This window comes from Dokdonella fugitiva (genome assembly GCF_014138265.1).
GTDB classification, from domain to species: domain Bacteria; phylum Pseudomonadota; class Gammaproteobacteria; order Xanthomonadales; family Rhodanobacteraceae; genus Dokdonella_A; species Dokdonella_A fugitiva_A.
The window spans coordinates 40,196-55,660 of the sequence record NZ_JACGXL010000006.1 but is presented as its reverse complement, the minus strand read 5'-3'; the positions used below and the strand labels follow the sequence as shown (position 1 = coordinate 55,660).

Here is a 15,465-nt window from a genome sequence, read left to right as displayed (position 1 = left end):
GGGGGCGTCAGTGGCGCCTGCGCGCCCGCGCCAAGCGACTTCAGGCGCCGCGATGCGCCGGATGCGAACGCCGCACCGCCGGCACGAGCTGCGCGAGCAGGCCGCACGCGGCGAGCATCCAGACGATGAGCGCGCCGCTCGGCAGGTCGAGCACGGCGGATAGCACGAGGCCGCTCGCGTAACCGAGCGCGCCGACCACGTAGGCGGCGACGAGGCGGCCCCTGCCCTGCATGCCGGCCGTCGCGAGCGCGGGGATGATCAGGCTCGCGAACACGAGGTAGACGCCGACGAGCTGAACCGAGCTCGTGATGGCGAGCGCGAACAGGCCGTAGAACAGCAGGCCGTGCAATTCGCCGCGGCGCCAGCCCATGAACGCGAGCAGCGCGACCGACAGCAACAGTGCCGGCACGAGCTGGCCGTAGCTCACCCAGAGGATCTGCCCGACAAGCAGGTCCTTGAGATGCTCGCCGCCTTGAGGATTGTTGGCGAGCAGCAGCAGCCCGCCGGTCGCGGCGAGCGCGAACAAGGTGCCGATCAGCGGCTCCTGATATTCGGGCCAGCGCCGGTCGGTCCACGCGAGCAGGCCCGCGCCCGCGAGCGCGGCGATGGCCGCGGCGACCTGCACGCCCCAGCTCGCTTCGTCGACGCCGAGGAACTGCGCGAGGATCACGCCGAGGCCGGCGATCTGCGCGATCGCGAGGTCGATGAAGATGATGCCGCGCGAGAGCACCTGCTTGCCGAGCGGTACGTGCGTCGACAGCACGATCAGCCCCGCCGCGCACGCGGGCCCGAGGATGGCGAGATCGAGGCCGGACCAGTTCAGCGTCACTTGATCGCTCCGAGCAGCTTGTCGAGGGTCGAGTCGTAGAACGAGAACAGGTCCTTCGACTGCGCGTCGCCACCCACCGTGAACGGCAGGGTCACCGCGGGCACGCCGGTGCGCTCGGACAGCCAGTCGGCCGGCTTCGGGTCCTGGTAGGCGGCGCGGATGATCGCGAGCGTGTTCTGGCTCTTGGTCGTGTCGACGAGCGTCGCAAGGTGCGCGCTGGTCGGCGGCACGCCCGGCTTCGGTTCGAGCGAGCCGATCTCGTGCATGCCGAGCCAGGTGGTGAGGTAGATCCAGCTGTTGTGGTGGACGACGACGTTGCGTCCCTTGAGCGGCGCCGCCTTCGCTTCCCAGCGTGGGATCGCCGCGCTCCAGCGCGTGGTGAAGTCGGCGAGTCGCTGCTGGTAAGTCGCCGCGTTGCCGGCGTCGAGCCTGGCGAGACGCGCCGACAGCGCCTTGGCGATGACGAGCACGCGCTGCGGGTCCATCTGGAAATGCGGATTTCCGCCCGGATGCACGTCGCCGTTCGCGCGGTCGAGCTGCGAGGGCTTCTCGAGCGTCGAGATCTGGTCGGCCGCCATGAACGAGCCGTCGCCGGAGGCGATCTTCGGATTGCCGGACTGGCGCACGAGCTGCGGCAGCCAGCCGACCTCGAGATCCGCGCCGGTGCAGACGACGAGATCGGCACGACGCACCTTGGCGATCAGGCTCGGCTTCGCCTCGATCACGTGCACGTCCTGCAGCGCGGAGGTCGCGACGTCGACGTCGAGCTTGTCGCCGCCGAGTTCGGCGAGCAAGGCGCCCCATTCGGGCTCGCACGAAAATACCTTGAGGTTCGCGCGCGCCGGCGAGGCGAACGCGACGGCGCAGAGCGCCAGCATGCACAGCGAGGTGAGTCTGTTCATCGTTGGGTCCATCGAGGCCAGGGCATGGCGGCCGGAGCCGCTCCTACATGTACGGTCTAGAACTTGTGCGCGCCGTGCGCGCCGAGGCTGACCTGGTACTGCAGGGTCAGCGCGTTGTCGGTCGTGTCGGCGTTCGGTTCATCGCGGCTGAACTGCAGGCGCAGCAGGCTGAACTCGCTGTTGTGCCAGCTCAGTTCGAGCGTGTTGCGATACGGGTCGAACTCGCTCGCGAACGGACCATGGCGATCGGCCCACAGCTTGTCGACGCGGTAGCCGAGGTCCCACGTGCGGTTGAAGCGGTACACGCCTTCGATGTACGCACCACGCCGCGCACCGCGCCAGGCGAGCGGCGTGTCGTCGTCGACGGGTGCGTTCCACACGCCGTCGCGATGATCGGAGAAGTACTCACCGCGCACGGTTACGCCGCCGTCCTTGAAGTTGCCCTGCGGCGCCCATTTCCAGGTCGCGTCGGCGATGTAGAGCGTGCTGTCGCCGCTGAAGCCGTCCTCGGCATCCCTGGCGCTCGACTTCAGCATCGACACGCCGGCGAGCCAGGAATTCTCGGTGCCGACGTCGCCACCCGCGTGCGCGAACACGGTCTTCACGCCCGCACCGCTGTGCTCGGCGCCGCCGCTCGGATAGTTCTCGCCGCGGAAGATCTCGCCGCCGACCTCGAGGTAGAGGTCGGTCGGCGCGAGCCAGCGCAGCTGCGCGCCGTCGTCGCCGTACTGGCTGCCGAGGAACGCCTGGTACGGCAGCGGCCGGTCGAAGAAGTTGTCGGTGTGCGCGTGGTGGCTGTTCAGATAGCCGATGTTCGAGAAGAAGCGGCCGAGGCGCAGGTTGAAACCTTCCGGCAACGCGGTCGTGTCGACGAACGCTTCCTCCACGCCGACGTGGTCTTCGCCGTGCTCGTTTTCCGCGGTAAGCGTGAGCTGGCCGTAGAACTTCTCATCGATGTTCGCCGCGAGCGAGATCTCGCTCTCGCCGAGCGAGAAGCCGCGCGGCGACGGCCCGCCCCCGTCGACGACGGGGAAGCCCGCGCGCACGTAGTCGTCGGGATTCCTAGAATGACTCGAATAGCTGCCGTTGAGGATCACGCTGATCGCGGGATTGAACGCGTTCGCGCCGCTTCCGGACGCGGGCGCGCTCGCCGCGACCGGCGGCGCGGACTCCTGCGCGAGCGGCGCAGCGGCCGCGGAAGCCTTCAGTGCCGCGAGCTCGTCCTGCGCCGCCTTGGCGGCCGCGTTCGCGGCATCGGCCTGTTTGCGCAGGCGCTGGTCGTTCGCCTCGAGTGCCGCGACACGCGCCGCGAGCGCTTCGAGCTGCTGCTGCACGCTCGCGGCAGGATGCGCCGGCGCTGCGGACAACGCGGGAGAAGCCAGGGCCGCGCACACGGCCAGGACGGTTGCACGCATGGGATGGACTCGCTCGGGTGAAGCGGCGCAGGCGAAGGCGCGCGCCGCAAACGACGTTACGTTATAACAGACGCGGCCGCACGTGCCATTGGTTGAGGCGATCTGGCGGGCCGGCGCTGCTTGTAATCGGTATCCGCTTACAACGACCTGACAGGTCGCTTGGCCCCCAAGCCGCGGCATCGGCCGGCAACGTGGACGGCGAAGCGTCCAGGGGAGTATTTTTCCTGTAAATTCCGCGCGATCCGCGATGAATTTCGCGAATCACACGCATATCATGCGCTAGGTTGATGGTAGCCAGGGCCATTGGCCCGGTATGGGGAAGGGGCATGTTTCGCATCCTGATCGCGAACAGCAAGGGCGGCTGTGGCAAGACCACGCTGACCACGAGCCTGGCCGGCTGCTATGCACGCAGCGGCAAGCGTACGACGCTCGTCGACTGCGACCCGCAGGGTTCCTCGCTCGCCTGGTGCGGCTTGCGCGCGGCGCACCTGCCGCCGATCCACGCGCTCGCGAGCAACGACCCGACCTACGGCCTCAGCGCCGGCTGGCTGCTGCGCATCCCGGCGACCACCGAAGTCCTGCTCATCGATACGCCCGCCGGTCTGCGCGCGCACGAGTTCGAGCGCTTCGCGCGCCACGCGGACGTCGTGCTCGTACCGGTCGTGCCGTCGCCGATCGACCTGCGCGCGACACTCGCGTTCCTCGATACCGTGCGCAAGCTCGCCGAGGTGCGCAGCGGACGCCTGCGCGTCGCGCTGATCGCCAACCGCCTGCGCGAGCGCACGAATTCCGCGCGCCAGCTCGATGCGACGCTCGATCGCCTGACCCAGGCCGCGATGATCCGCGTGCGCGACTCGCAGACCTATGTCGGGCTCGCCGAGACCGGCCTCAGCGTGTTCGACGACAACGGCAGCCAGGCGCGCGCTCACCGCGAAGACTGGGCTCCGCTGCTGCAATGGCTCGAGCGGCGTGCCAGCGAACTGCAGCCGCGCGGCAACGTCACGCCGCTGCCGACTCGCACGCTCGTCAGCTGAACGACGCCTGCGGCCGACGGTCCGCGATGGCCGGACGGCGCCGAACCTGAACACGCCCGGCGGCCGAGTGCTCGGAAGAATACTCGTTGCGCACGCGCAGCCGCTTGGGCATGCTGGCTCCGCGACCATCCTAGGGGGGACTCGCTATGACATATGCCACGGTGCGTACCACACTCGCCGCCGATTCCGGCTGCGCGCACGATCCGAAACAGACTGCAGCTTCCGGTATCCGCGCATTCGCCTGCGCTGCGCTGCTGTTCGCGATGGCACCGCTCGCGGCCGCGCCGCTGCCGGTGCCCGAGGTGCTGCACTACACCTTCGACGAAACCGGAACGACGGTCACCAACCATGCGTCCGCACCGCCTGCGGGCACGGAGACCGGCACGATCCTCGGGAGCACGTATTCGCAGAATGTCCCGTTCACGCCGATCGCCTACGCGCTGACCGCGAACGGCACGGTCTCCAGCAGCACCGATTACCTCAACACGAACTGGGCGACCAACTTCGGCACGGGCTCGTGGACGATCTCGTTCTTCACGTCCGACGTGCCTGCGAGTTCCACGCTCTTCTACATCTTCGGCGACGCCAACGCGAATTCGTTCCGTTGCTTCACCAACGGTGTCGCCGGTGCGGGCAACTACATCCTGCGCGGCGGCGGCCTCACCGACGTGCTCGTCAATGGCGCGGCCGACGGCGGTTCGCACATGGTGACGTTCGTCTACGACCAGCCGAACAACCAGGTGCTCGCGTACAAGGATGCGGTGCTCGTCAATACCGTAGCCCAGGGGGCCGTCAGCATCGTCGGCATCGGCCCGTACAAGATCGGTGGCTACGCGACCAATATCGGCCTCAATGGCAAGATGGCCGACTACCGCATCTACAGCCATGCGCTCACGCCGGCCGAGATCCTCGACATCTACACGTTCATCACGACGGACACGCCGATGACCGCCGCCATCACGGCGCATACCGACGTGAGCTGCCACGGTGGCAATGACGGCAGCCTCACCGTGACGCCGACCGGCGGCCTCCCGCCGTTCGACTACCTGTGGTCGAACGGCGACACCCAGGCGACCGCGAGCAACCTCTCGGCGGGCACCTATTCGGTCCAGGTCACGGACAACTACGGCCTCGTCTCCACGCCGTCCGACGAAGTGATCGAGCCCGCCGCGATCGTGTTCACCACCACGACGCTGCCCGACGGCTACGGACTCGTGCCGTACACGACGAACATTTCGGCGAGCGGCGGCACGGGCGCGATCAGCTACGCCGTGACGACCGGCACGCTGCCGCCGGGACTCACGCTCGCGACGGACGGCACACTCAGCGGCACCCCGACGACGCTCGGCACGTACAACTTCAGTGTCGGCGCGACCGACGCCAATACCTGCCTCGCCGAACAGGCATTCACGATGAACGTCGTCGTCGACCCGGCCGACTTCATCTTCGTCGACGGATTCGACGGTCCTCCCTGAGTCGCGATGCAAGCCGCGATCGCCGCCCATCGCGGCGGTCGCGCGTCCGGGCACGCCGCCGACACGCATCCGTGCGTGTCGGCGGCACGCTCGGCGATGCGAGCCTGATCGAACGAGCCGTCGTTACTTTCGCGTCGCGCCGAAGGCGAGCAAGCCGAGGCCGGCGACGACGCCGATCGCGCCGAGCCACTGCGGCACCGACCTCTCCTCCTTCACCGACGCGGACAGGTCGCCGATCTTCACGACCTGCTTGTCGTGCGTGAAGTCGAGGTTGCCGGTGAACCCCGCCGCGCCGAGCGCGACGAGGATGACGCCCGCGAGAACGAGACCGATGCGCATGGAATCCCCTGCATGTGAACGTGCACCTGGCGGCACGCGGGCAGTTCACATGGCGTTGCCTAACGCGACGCTGAAGCACGAGCGCACGCGTTCAGCTTCGGTGCCGGACGCGCTGCCCATGGTGGCGGCGCGACATCCACCGGAGAATTCCATGAAGAAGCAGATCGCCACATCCACCCTCGCTGCGCTCGTCGCCGCGTGCGGCGCCACGTTCGTCCCCGTGCTCGCGACGAGTGCCCATGCCACGGACGAATCGATGAAGTCCGACCAGCCGATCACCGATACCTGGATCACGACGAAGGTGAAGACGGAACTCGCGACCACCGACGGCGTGAAGAGCACCGAGATCACGGTGAAGACCGTCGACGGCAAGGTCATCCTCATCGGCGTGCTGCCGACGCAGGCCGCGGTCGACAAAGCCGTCGCGACCGCCCGCCAGGTGAAAGGCGTCAAGGCGATCGACGACTCGGGGCTCAAGGTGAAGTGACCCCCGGTGCGCGCGGCGTCCTGCCGCGCGCACCCGAAACCATGGAGGTACTGCATGTTCAAGTACGTGATCGCATGGTTGCTCGGCGTGCCCGCCGGCCTGCTCGTGCTCATCTACATCTTCACGCATCTGTTCTGACGTGCTCCACGCCAGCGCGGTGTGCCCATCGGTACCGCGCTGGCGCGTGCGGTGCGCGGCTGCTACGGTCATGACGACGTCTCCAGCGAGATACTCCGCCATGCGCGCACGCATCGCCCCCGCCCTGATCGCCGGATGCGTCTTCTGTACCACCGCGGCCGCAGCCGATCCCGCCGCCGTACGCGACGGCGCCACGGCGTTCGGCAGCTGGCATGACGATGCGCCCGGCGTGCGGCGCCACCTGCGCGCGACCGACCTACCCGACGTCGTCGCCGAGCGTTCGACGGTCGGTGCGAGCCCGGCCCAACGCGTACAGCGCGGCGAGCGCGTGCCGTCCGTGCCGGCGGGCTTCACGGCCGAGCTCGTCGCCGAAGGGCTCGACGAACCGCGCACCTTGCGCGTCGCGCCGAGCGGCGACGTGTTCCTCGCCGAGACCGGCGGCGGGCGCGTGCTCGTGTTCCGCCCTGGTGCCGACGGCAAGCTGCCCGCGCAGCCCGCCGTGTTCGCCAAGGGCCTCGCGGACGTCTACGGCATCGCGTTCTTCCCGCCCGGCGCCGAACCGGAGGCGATCTACGTGTCGCAGACCGAACGCGTGCTGCGCTTCCCGTACGAGAACGGCGACACGGTCGCGAGTGCGGCGCCCACGGTCGTGCTCAAGGACATTCCCGGCGGCGGCCATTCGACGCGCGACCTAGCCGCGCCCGACGCGCGACGCCTGCTCGTCGCGGTCGGTTCGGCCTCGAACGTCGCAACCGGCATGCCGGAACGCAGCGCCGAAGACATCGCCGCGTTCGAACGCACGCGCCTGCGCGGCGCCGCCTGGGGCGACGAGGACCGTCGCGCCGCGGTATGGACGATCGCACCCGACGGCAGCGACGCGCGCCTGTACGCGACCGGCTTGCGCAACTGCGCCGGCATGGCCGTGCAACCGACGACGAAGGCGCCGTGGTGCGTCGTCAACGAACGCGATGGCCTCGGCAACGACCTCCCGTTCGAATATGCGACGCGCGTGCGCGAAGGCGGTTTCTACGGCTGGCCGTGGTACTACATCGGTGCGCACGCGGACCCGCGCTGGCGCGGCGGGCGCAGCGACCTGAAGGCCGATGCGATCGTGCCCGACGTGCTGATCCAGGCGCATTCCGCGCCGCTCGGCATCGCGTTCTACGACGGCGCGATGTTCCCGGCCGGATATCGCGGCGACGCACTCGTGACACTGCACGGCTCGTGGAACCGCGTGCCGCGCACGGGCTACAAGGTCGTGCGGCTGCGCTTCGCGAACGGCGCACCGACCGGCGAATACGACGACTTCATGACCGGCTTCGTCGCCGACGACGCGCACGTCTGGGGTCGCCCGACCGGCGTCGCAGTGGCGCGCGACGGCTCGCTCGTCGTTTCGGAGGACCAGGGCGGCAGCGTGTGGCGCGTCACCGCGACCGCCAGGTAGCGGCTCGATCGCCTTCTCCGCACGCACGCGACCAGGCCGGCCGTGCAAACGCAAGAAAGGCGGCCCATGGCCGCCTTTCTCCATCCCCGCGAAACGCGGCGATTACTTGAAGATGTCCTTGTTCTTCGCATAGCTCATCGCCTGCTGGCGCGTGACGATGCCGCGCTTGACGAGGTCCTGCAGGCACTGGTCGAGGGTCTGCATGCCGTACTGGCTGCCGGTCTGGATCGCCGAATACATCTGCGCGACCTTGTCCTCGCGGATGAGGTTGCGGATCGCCGGGATGCCGACCATGATCTCGTGCGCCGCGATGCGGCCGCCGCCGACCTTCTTGAGCAGGCTCTGCGAGATCACCGCGCGCAACGATTCCGACAGCATCGAACGCACCATCGGCTTCTCGCCGGCCGGGAACACGTCGATGACGCGGTCGATCGTCTTCGCGGCGGAGCTCGTGTGCAGCGTCGCGAACACGAGATGACCGGTCTCGGCGGCGGTCAGCGCGAGGCGGATGGTCTCGAGGTCGCGCAACTCGCCGACGAGGATGTAGTCGGGGTCTTCACGCAGCGCCGAGCGCAGCGCTTCGTTGAAGCCGTGCGTGTCGCGATGCACTTCGCGCTGGTTGATCAGGCACTTCTGCGAGGTGTGCACGAACTCGATCGGATCCTCGACGGAGAGGATGTGCGCGTATTCGTTCTTGTTGACGTGGTCGACCATCGCCGCGAGCGTCGTCGACTTGCCCGAACCGGTCGGACCGGTGACGAGGATCAGGCCCTGCGGCTGCTCGATGAGCTCCTTGAAGATGCGCGGGCAGCCGAGATCCTCGAGCGTCAGCACTTCGGACGGAATCGTACGGAACACCGCGCCGGCGCCGCGGTTCTGGTTGAACGCGTTGACGCGGAAGCGCGCGAGGCTCGGGATCTCGAACGAGAAGTCGACTTCGAGGAACTCCTCGTAGTCGCGGCGCTGCTTGTCCGACATGATGTCGTAGATCAGCGAGTGGATCTGCTTGTGCTCGAGCGCCGGGATGTTGATGCGACGCACGTCGCCGTCGACGCGGATCATCGGCGGCAGGCCGGCCGAGAGATGGAGGTCGGAGGCCTTGTTCTTGACCGAAAACGCCAGCAGCTCGGCAATATCCATCGGTTTCCCCTGAACGGCAGTCGGCGCCTCCCGGGCGCCCGGTTGCGGCAGTATAGCCAGATGAAAACCAGACCGTGCGCGACCTTGCGATGAATTTCTGCGAAACAGCCTATGCTTCCGTCACGACCCGCGTTGCCGCGGCGCGACAAGCCGCCGGCGCACCCGCAGTCGCTCTGGTCGCGGTGTCCAAGACCCAGCCGGCCGCGGCCGTCCGCGCACTCGCCGCGTGTGGCCAGCGCGCGTTCGGCGAAAACTACGTGCAGGAAGCGGTCGCGAAGCAGGCCGATCTCGCGGACCTGCCGTTGGAGTGGCACCTGATCGGGCCGCTGCAGTCGAACAAGTGCCGCGAAGCCGCGGAGCATTTCGACTGGCTGCAAAGCCTGGACCGCCTCAAGCTCGTCGCGCCGCTCGCGCGGCATCGGCCGCCCGCGCGCGCGCCGTTGAACGTGCTCGTGCAGGTCAACGTCGACGACGAGGCGAGCAAGTCCGGCTGCCGTCCCGAGGAGATCGGCACGCTCGCGGCCGCCGTCGCCGCCGAGCCCCGCCTGCGCCTGCGTGGCCTCATGGCGATCCCCGCGCCGGCGCCCGAGCGCGAGCGGCGCCGCGCCGCGTTCGCTCGCATGCTCGCGTTGTTCGACGCCCTGCGCGCGGAGCACGCAGAGATCGACACGCTGTCGATGGGCATGTCCGACGACTTCGAGCTCGCGATCGCCGCCGGGGCGACGATGGTGCGCGTCGGCACCCTGCTGTTCGGCGCGCGCGCGACGTGAGCGCGGTGCCGATCCAGCCGCGCCGGTTCCACCCCGGCGCGCACTCGGCTAACCTCGCCCGTCGACCGGGAGGAATCGCATGAGCGAGCAACGCATCACCTTCGTCGGCGGCGGCAACATGGCGCGGAGCCTGATCGGCGCGCTCGTGCGCGGCGGCACGCCCGCGACGGCGATCACGGTGGCCGAACCGAATGCCGAGCTGCGCACCGCCCTCGCGCGCGACTTCGGCGTCGCGGTGCACGATCACGCGCGCGCGGCCGTCGAAGGCGCCGGCGTACTCGTGCTCGCGGTGAAGCCTCAGGTGCTCAAGGACGTCTGCGCGGAGATCGCGCCGACCGTCGCAGCGGCGCGGCCGCTGGTCATCTCGATCGCTGCCGGCATCCGCATCGACCAGCTCGCCGCCTGGCTCGGCACGGGCGTGCCGATCGTGCGCTCGATGCCGAATACGCCCGCACTGATCGGCGCGGGCGCGACCGGGATGATCGCCAACGACGATGCGAACGCGGAGCAGCGCGCCCAGGCGCAGGCGATCCTCGGTGCCGCGGGCACGACCGTATGGATCGAGCGCGAAGAGCTCATGGACACGGTGACCGCGCTGTCCGGCTCGGGGCCTGCCTATTTCTTCCTGCTCGTCGAGGCGCTCGAGGACGCCGCGGTCGCGCAGGGCATGCCGCGCGCGACCGCGCGCGCGCTCGCGACGCAGACCTGCTTCGGGGCGGGCCGCATGCTGGTCGAGGACGGCGAACCGCCGACCGTGCTGCGCGAGCGCGTGACCTCGCCCGGCGGCACCACCGCCGCCGCGCTCGAGGCGTTCGCGAGCGGCAACCTGCGCGCGCTCGTCGCGGACGCGATCGCCGCGGCGACGACGCGCGGCAAGGACCTTTCGGAGCGATACTCGTGACCGCATGTCGCATGGCGGCCGTCGCTGCGACGGCGTAGGACAGATCGATGGGCTACTTCGCCAACGCCGGCCAGATCATCGTCAACTTCGTCTTCGTGACGCTCGTCGCGCTCGCGGTATTCCGCGTGCTGTTGCAGCTCGTGCGCGCGAACTTCTACAACCCGGTCTGCCAGGCGCTCTACAAGCTCACCAACCCGGTGCTGATACCGCTGCACCGGTTCGTGCCGAACTGGCGCAACCTCGACCTCGCGGCGACGCTGCTCGCGTGGCTGCTCAGCGCGATCAAGCTCGCACTGCTCTACGCGATGTACGGCCAGGGCCTCGGTCTGCTCGGGCTCGCCGTGATGGCGCTCGCCGACCTCGTCGAACTCGTGCTCGTGCTGTACATCGGCCTCGTCTTCGTGCGCGCCCTGATCAGCTTCATCAGCGTCGAACGCACGAACCCGGTGGTGCCGCTGCTGTTCCAGCTCACCGAACCGGTCCTGCGGCCGATCCGCAAGCGCATCCCGGCAATGGGCGGCTTCGATTTCTCGCCCGCGCTCGCGATCCTCGCCTTCATGCTCGCCCTCGCCCTGCTCGTCGCCCCGCTCGTCGACTTCGGCCAGCGCCTCGCGCAGGCAGCCGCATAAGCCCAGAGCCAAAACCAAACCAAAAGATTGAAACACGAAGGACACGAAGGACACGAAGGAAGAGCAAGATCAGGGAAAGAGCTTGAAACACGGAGCACACGGAGCACACGGAGCACACGGAGCACACGGAGAAAGCAAGGCAAGAAGAGCTTTCGATTGAAGGCTTTTCCTCCGTGTGCTCCGTGTGCTCCGTGTTTCAATCTTCAAATCTCTTCGCTCTGCTTTCCTTCGTGTCCTTCGTGTCCTTCGTGTTTCAGGCTTTCGCCTTCCCCAGCGTCCACCGTGCGATCACCGCGTGCAGGGCGTCGACACCGTCGAACAGCGCCGCCGGGCCGGGCTGCAGGATGATCGGCGACTTGACCTCGTGAAGTTCGCCGTCGCGCACCGCGGGGATCGCCGACCAGCCCGGCCGCGCGGCGACGCGCTCCGGCCGGAACTTCTTGCCGCACCACGAGCCGAACACGATGTCGGGCGCGCGCCGCACGACCTCGCCTGCATCGGCGAGGATGCGGTCGCGCGCGAGCGGCATCACCGCACGCTCGGGAAACACGTCGTCGCCTCCGGCGCTGCGCACCAGCTCGGCGACCCAGCGGATGCCCGTGATCGGCGGTTCGTCCCACTCCTCGAAGTAGACGCGCGGCCGCCGCGGCAACGTGGCCGCCGCGCGCTCGATCGCCGCGAGGTGCGCCTCGGCCTCGCGCGCGTACGCCTCGGCGCGCGCGTGCGCGCCGACGAGCGCACCGAGGCGGCGGATGTAGTCGAGGATGCCGGCGACGCTGCGGTGGTTGCTGATCCACACCTCGACGCCGGCGGCGACGAGTTCGCGCGCGATGTCGGCCTGGATGTCGGAAAAGCCGACGACGAAATCCGGCTCGAGCGCGAGGATCTCGCCGATCTTAGCGCTCGTGAACGCGGATACCTTCGGCTTCTCCTTGCGCGCGCGCGGCGGCCGCACCGTGAAGCCGGAAATGCCGACGATGCGCTCCTGCTCGCCGAGCGCATACAGCACTTCGGTCGGTTCCTCGGTGAGGCAGACGATGCGGCGCGGGCCGATGGTGGTGGTCATTCGCGGATTGTCTCACGCGGGGTCGATCGCACCCGCTCAACCTTCGACCGGGTAAAGCCCGTCCGCGTACGTGCCGGCGTGGTAGCCCTTGCTGCCGATCGCCTGCGCGAGCGGGCTGCGCGGATCTTCGCCGGCGAGCGAGCGCGCGAGCACGTGCGCGAAATCGTAGCGCGGTCGCCAGCCGAGTTCGGCGCGTGCGCGCTCGTTGGCATACACGCGACCGATGCGCGGATGCATGCGCCAGCCGAGCCGGGCATACGCGTCCTCCCAGCCGGGGACGCGCAGGCGCAGCACGGCGGCGACGTCGCTGCGCAGCTCCACGAGGTCCTCGCGCCGGAACGGGGTCGTCGCGCTGAGCACGTAGCGGCCGAAGCCGATCGCCGGCGCGTGTCCGATCGCCAGCAGGTGCGCGTCGACGAGGTCCTGCACGTCGGCGCGGCGATGCAGGAACTCGTTCGCCTTGAGGTTCGCGTCGGAGAACGCATCGCGCTTGCGCGCGTCGTCGTCGGGCTCCGGGAAGAAACGCGCGGTGCGCAGCACGACGCACGGTAGGCGGTGGTTGCGCGCGAACAGGCGGCACAGGTCCTCCGCGGCGAGCTTGGTCGCACCATAGATGTTCTTCGCGAGTGGCACGACGTCCTCGTCGATCCACGCCGCCGGCGCGCCTTCGGCCGGCTCCAGCGCGTCGCCGTACGTGCTCGTCGTGCTGGTGAACACGAAAGCGCCGACGCCGTTCGCGGCCGCTGCTTCGAGCAGGTTGAGCGTGCCGCCGACGTTGGTGTCGACGAAGGCCTGGCGCGAATGGGTGGCGACGTGCGGCTTGTGCAGCGTCGCTGCATGCAGCACGGTGTGCATGCCGGCCATCGCCTGCGCGACGAACGACGCGTCGACGATCGAGCCGACGCGATCGGTGTACGGCGACGCGACGCGATCGATGCCGACCGTGGCGAAGCCCTGCGCGCGCAGGCTGCGCACCAGCGCCTCGCCGAGATGACCGGCGCTGCCGGTGACGAGAATGCCCATGCATCGATTGTAGGCGGCGCCGCGTCCGCACGCGATCCGCTCGTTCGCGTGGGTCAGTCCCGCTCGATCGCGAGCACGCGCCGGTGCGGGTCGAGCACGAGACGGATGTCGGCGCGCGCCGGCAAGGCGCGCAGCGCGTGCCGGCTGAGCCGTTCGTAGTGCATGAGGAAGCGCCGCAACGCGGCGCGGTCGAGCGCGCGCGGCGCAGCGCGCGCTCGCAGGCTGCGTTCCTGTTCGTCGCGCCAGCGCTCGACCACCGCGAACGACGGCGCCTGCAGCAGCACGAGCCGGTCGAGCCGGCGCCAGAGGCCGGCGTAGTCGCCCGCGAGCTCGGCGTTCACCACGGCACGCCAGCGACCGTCGCGATCCTCGTCGCGTTCGAGCGCATTGATCGGGCGGCGCAACGCGTCCGCATCCTGCGGCGCCAAGCCGACGCACCAGCCTTCGAGCACGACCAGGGCGGGCGGTCGCACCACCGTGCGCCAGCGCGACGGCACCACGCGCGTGTCGCGTCCCTTGTCGAAGCGCGGCACGCGTGCGGGCCGGTACGGGCTCGCCGCGGCGAGTGCGGCGAGCGTGTGCTGCAGCAGCGCGACGTCGTGCGTGCCGGGCACGCCGCGCGTCGCGAACAGCGGATGGCGCGTCCGCGCGAGGCGCCGGCGCTCGCGCCGGCCGTGGTAGAAGTCGTCGAGCGAGAGCACTTCGCAAGGTACGCCACGCGCCCGCGCCGACGCACCGAGGTCGCGCGCGAGCGTGCTCTTGCCGCTGCCCTGCAGGCCGGAAATCCCGGCCAGCAGCGGGCGCCGCCGGCGCGCCGCGCGCACGAGCAGCGCGTCGAGCACGCGCTCGACGACGTCCGTGGCGTAACCGTGCGTGCTAGCATCCGCGCGCATGAACGCACCTGCAGACGGCATGATCGACCCACTCTATCAGGAGGCGCTCGCCGCGTTCGGCGACCTGCTGCGACAGGCGCAGGCCGCGGGCGATCCGGAGCCGACCGCGATGACGCTCGCGACTTCGGTCGGCGACCGCGTGTCCGCGCGCATCGTGCTGCTCAAGGGCCACGACGAGCGCGGCTTCCGCTTCCACACGAACTACGAAAGCGCCAAGGGCGACCAGTTGCACGCGCATCCACGCGCGGCGCTGTGCTTCCACTGGAAGACGCTGCGCAACGGCGTGCAGGTGCGCGTCGAGGGTCGCGTCGAGCGCCTGGCCGCGGACGAATCCGACGCGTATTTCGCGTCGCGGCCGCGCGGCAGCCAGATCGGCGCGTGGGCGTCGTCGCAATCGCGCACGCTCGCCGACCGCGACGAGTTCGACGCGCGCATCGCAGAGGTCGAACGCCGCTTCGAGGGCGGCCCGGTACCGCGCCCGCCGCACTGGGGCGGCTACCGCGTCGTCCCCGACCGCATCGAGCTCTGGTACGGCGCCGATTTCCGCCTGCACGAGCGGCAGTGCTACGAACGCGGCGCCGACGGCCGCTGGACGCGGCGCATGCTGTTTCCCTAGCAGGCTGCTGAAAACGATGCGGCTGCTGCCGGTCTACCGCGTGAGCGTCTACGTGCCACCCGAGCACGTGCAGCGCGTCATCGACGGCGTCTGCGCGGTCGACGACCTGCGCATCGGCGCCTACGCGCACGCAGCGTGGATCTCGGCACCGGCGACGGAACAGTTCCGCCCGCTCGAAGGGGCGAATCCGACGCTCGGCGGCATCGGCGAACTCGTGCGCGCGCCGAGCGTGCGCGTCGAGTTCTGCATCCCGCGCGACGCCGCGCGCCTCGCACGCCTGGTCGAGTCGGGCATCCGTGCGCACCATCCGTGGGACGTGCCCGCGATCTTCGTCGACGAAACGACGATGCCGGCGGCGTGAGCC

At 69.4% G+C, this 15,465-nt stretch carries 18 protein-coding genes; 10 read left to right on the top strand and 8 right to left on the bottom strand.

Annotation, left to right across the window (positions count from 1 at the left end):
* Nucleotides 1-40: 40 nt before the first annotated feature.
* Genes FHW12_RS16800 through FHW12_RS16790 form a run of 3 tightly spaced genes read right to left on the bottom strand, consistent with a single transcriptional unit; the run spans nucleotide 41 to nucleotide 3,146 of the window.
* The gene (locus FHW12_RS16800; RefSeq protein WP_220484519.1) at nucleotides 41-829 is read right to left on the bottom strand and encodes a metal ABC transporter permease; all 789 of its coding nucleotides are present in this window, start codon (nucleotides 827-829) and stop codon (nucleotides 41-43) included.
* Nucleotides 826-1,731: a metal ABC transporter substrate-binding protein gene (locus FHW12_RS16795; RefSeq protein WP_182532209.1), complete on the bottom strand. Its 906-nt coding sequence runs from the start codon at nucleotides 1,729-1,731 to the stop codon at nucleotides 826-828. The genes FHW12_RS16800 and FHW12_RS16795 overlap by 4 nt, the downstream gene beginning before the upstream one ends.
* A 56-nt stretch (nucleotides 1,732-1,787) precedes the next feature.
* Nucleotides 1,788-3,146: a hypothetical protein gene (locus tag FHW12_RS16790; protein ID WP_182532208.1), complete on the bottom strand. Its 1,359-nt coding sequence runs from the start codon at nucleotides 3,144-3,146 to the stop codon at nucleotides 1,788-1,790.
* Nucleotides 3,147-3,472: 326 nt separating this feature from the next.
* On the opposite strand from FHW12_RS16790, the gene FHW12_RS16785 reads away from it, so the two are divergent.
* Nucleotides 3,473-4,180 carry a ParA family protein gene (locus tag FHW12_RS16785; protein WP_182532207.1) on the top strand — a complete coding sequence of 236 codons (708 nt, stop codon included), beginning with the start codon at nucleotides 3,473-3,475 and terminating at the stop codon, nucleotides 4,178-4,180.
* 146 nt (nucleotides 4,181-4,326) lie between these two features.
* Complete coding sequence (locus FHW12_RS16780) at nucleotides 4,327-5,655, top strand: putative Ig domain-containing protein (protein WP_182532206.1); 1,329 nt, start codon at nucleotides 4,327-4,329, stop codon at nucleotides 5,653-5,655.
* Between the two features lie 123 nt (nucleotides 5,656-5,778).
* Here FHW12_RS16780 and FHW12_RS16775 read toward each other — a convergent pair whose 3' ends face one another.
* Nucleotides 5,779-5,994: a hypothetical protein gene (locus tag FHW12_RS16775; protein WP_182532205.1), complete on the bottom strand. Its 216-nt coding sequence runs from the start codon at nucleotides 5,992-5,994 to the stop codon at nucleotides 5,779-5,781.
* Nucleotides 5,995-6,145: 151 nt separating this feature from the next.
* Between FHW12_RS16775 and FHW12_RS16770 the strand changes: the two genes are divergently transcribed.
* The 3 genes from FHW12_RS16770 (at nucleotide 6,146) to FHW12_RS16765 (ending at nucleotide 8,063) form a co-directional block, all read left to right on the top strand.
* A complete protein-coding gene (locus tag FHW12_RS16770; protein ID WP_182532204.1) occupies nucleotides 6,146-6,481 on the top strand; it encodes a BON domain-containing protein in 336 nt (111 codons plus the stop codon).
* Nucleotides 6,482-6,487: 6 nt separating this feature from the next.
* Nucleotides 6,488-6,619 carry a hypothetical protein gene (locus FHW12_RS21395; RefSeq protein ID WP_259393127.1) on the top strand — a complete coding sequence of 44 codons (132 nt, stop codon included), beginning with the start codon at nucleotides 6,488-6,490 and terminating at the stop codon, nucleotides 6,617-6,619.
* Nucleotides 6,620-6,719: 100 nt separating this feature from the next.
* Complete coding sequence (locus FHW12_RS16765) at nucleotides 6,720-8,063, top strand: PQQ-dependent sugar dehydrogenase (protein ID WP_182532203.1); 1,344 nt, start codon at nucleotides 6,720-6,722, stop codon at nucleotides 8,061-8,063.
* A 102-nt stretch (nucleotides 8,064-8,165) separates the two neighbouring features.
* On the opposite strand, the gene FHW12_RS16760 is transcribed toward FHW12_RS16765, so the two are convergent.
* Entirely contained in the window at nucleotides 8,166-9,203 is a 1,038-nt protein-coding gene (locus FHW12_RS16760) for a type IV pilus twitching motility protein PilT (RefSeq protein ID WP_182532202.1), read from the bottom strand.
* Between the two features lie 89 nt (nucleotides 9,204-9,292).
* Between FHW12_RS16760 and FHW12_RS16755 the strand changes: the two genes are divergently transcribed.
* The 3 genes from FHW12_RS16755 (at nucleotide 9,293) to FHW12_RS16745 (ending at nucleotide 11,503) form a co-directional block, all read left to right on the top strand.
* Nucleotides 9,293-9,973 carry a YggS family pyridoxal phosphate-dependent enzyme gene (locus FHW12_RS16755; RefSeq protein WP_182532201.1) on the top strand — a complete coding sequence of 227 codons (681 nt, stop codon included), beginning with the start codon at nucleotides 9,293-9,295 and terminating at the stop codon, nucleotides 9,971-9,973.
* 79 nt (nucleotides 9,974-10,052) lie between these two features.
* Entirely contained in the window at nucleotides 10,053-10,874 is an 822-nt protein-coding gene (gene proC / locus FHW12_RS16750; protein ID WP_182532200.1) for a pyrroline-5-carboxylate reductase, read from the top strand.
* Between the two features lie 47 nt (nucleotides 10,875-10,921).
* Complete coding sequence (locus FHW12_RS16745) at nucleotides 10,922-11,503, top strand: YggT family protein (RefSeq protein ID WP_182532199.1); 582 nt, start codon at nucleotides 10,922-10,924, stop codon at nucleotides 11,501-11,503.
* Nucleotides 11,504-11,756: 253 nt separating this feature from the next.
* On the opposite strand, the gene FHW12_RS16740 is transcribed toward FHW12_RS16745, so the two are convergent.
* From FHW12_RS16740 to FHW12_RS16730, 3 genes are read right to left on the bottom strand one after another with little or no spacing between them, the layout of a single operon-like run.
* A complete protein-coding gene (locus FHW12_RS16740; protein ID WP_182532198.1) occupies nucleotides 11,757-12,569 on the bottom strand; it encodes an ABC transporter substrate-binding protein in 813 nt (270 codons plus the stop codon).
* A gap of 36 nt (nucleotides 12,570-12,605) precedes the next feature.
* The gene (locus FHW12_RS16735; protein WP_182532197.1) at nucleotides 12,606-13,592 is read right to left on the bottom strand and encodes an NAD-dependent epimerase/dehydratase family protein; all 987 of its coding nucleotides are present in this window, start codon (nucleotides 13,590-13,592) and stop codon (nucleotides 12,606-12,608) included.
* A gap of 53 nt (nucleotides 13,593-13,645) precedes the next feature.
* Nucleotides 13,646-14,485, bottom strand: coding sequence for a kinase (locus FHW12_RS16730; protein ID WP_182532196.1), 840 nt, complete (start codon nucleotides 14,483-14,485; stop codon nucleotides 13,646-13,648).
* A 22-nt stretch (nucleotides 14,486-14,507) separates the two neighbouring features.
* Between FHW12_RS16730 and pdxH the strand changes: the two genes are divergently transcribed.
* The gene (gene pdxH / locus FHW12_RS16725) at nucleotides 14,508-15,101 is read left to right on the top strand and encodes a pyridoxamine 5'-phosphate oxidase (protein ID WP_182532461.1); all 594 of its coding nucleotides are present in this window, start codon (nucleotides 14,508-14,510) and stop codon (nucleotides 15,099-15,101) included.
* A gap of 16 nt (nucleotides 15,102-15,117) precedes the next feature.
* A complete protein-coding gene (locus tag FHW12_RS16720; protein ID WP_182532195.1) occupies nucleotides 15,118-15,462 on the top strand; it encodes a hypothetical protein in 345 nt (114 codons plus the stop codon).
* Nucleotides 15,463-15,465: the final 3 nt, after the last annotated feature.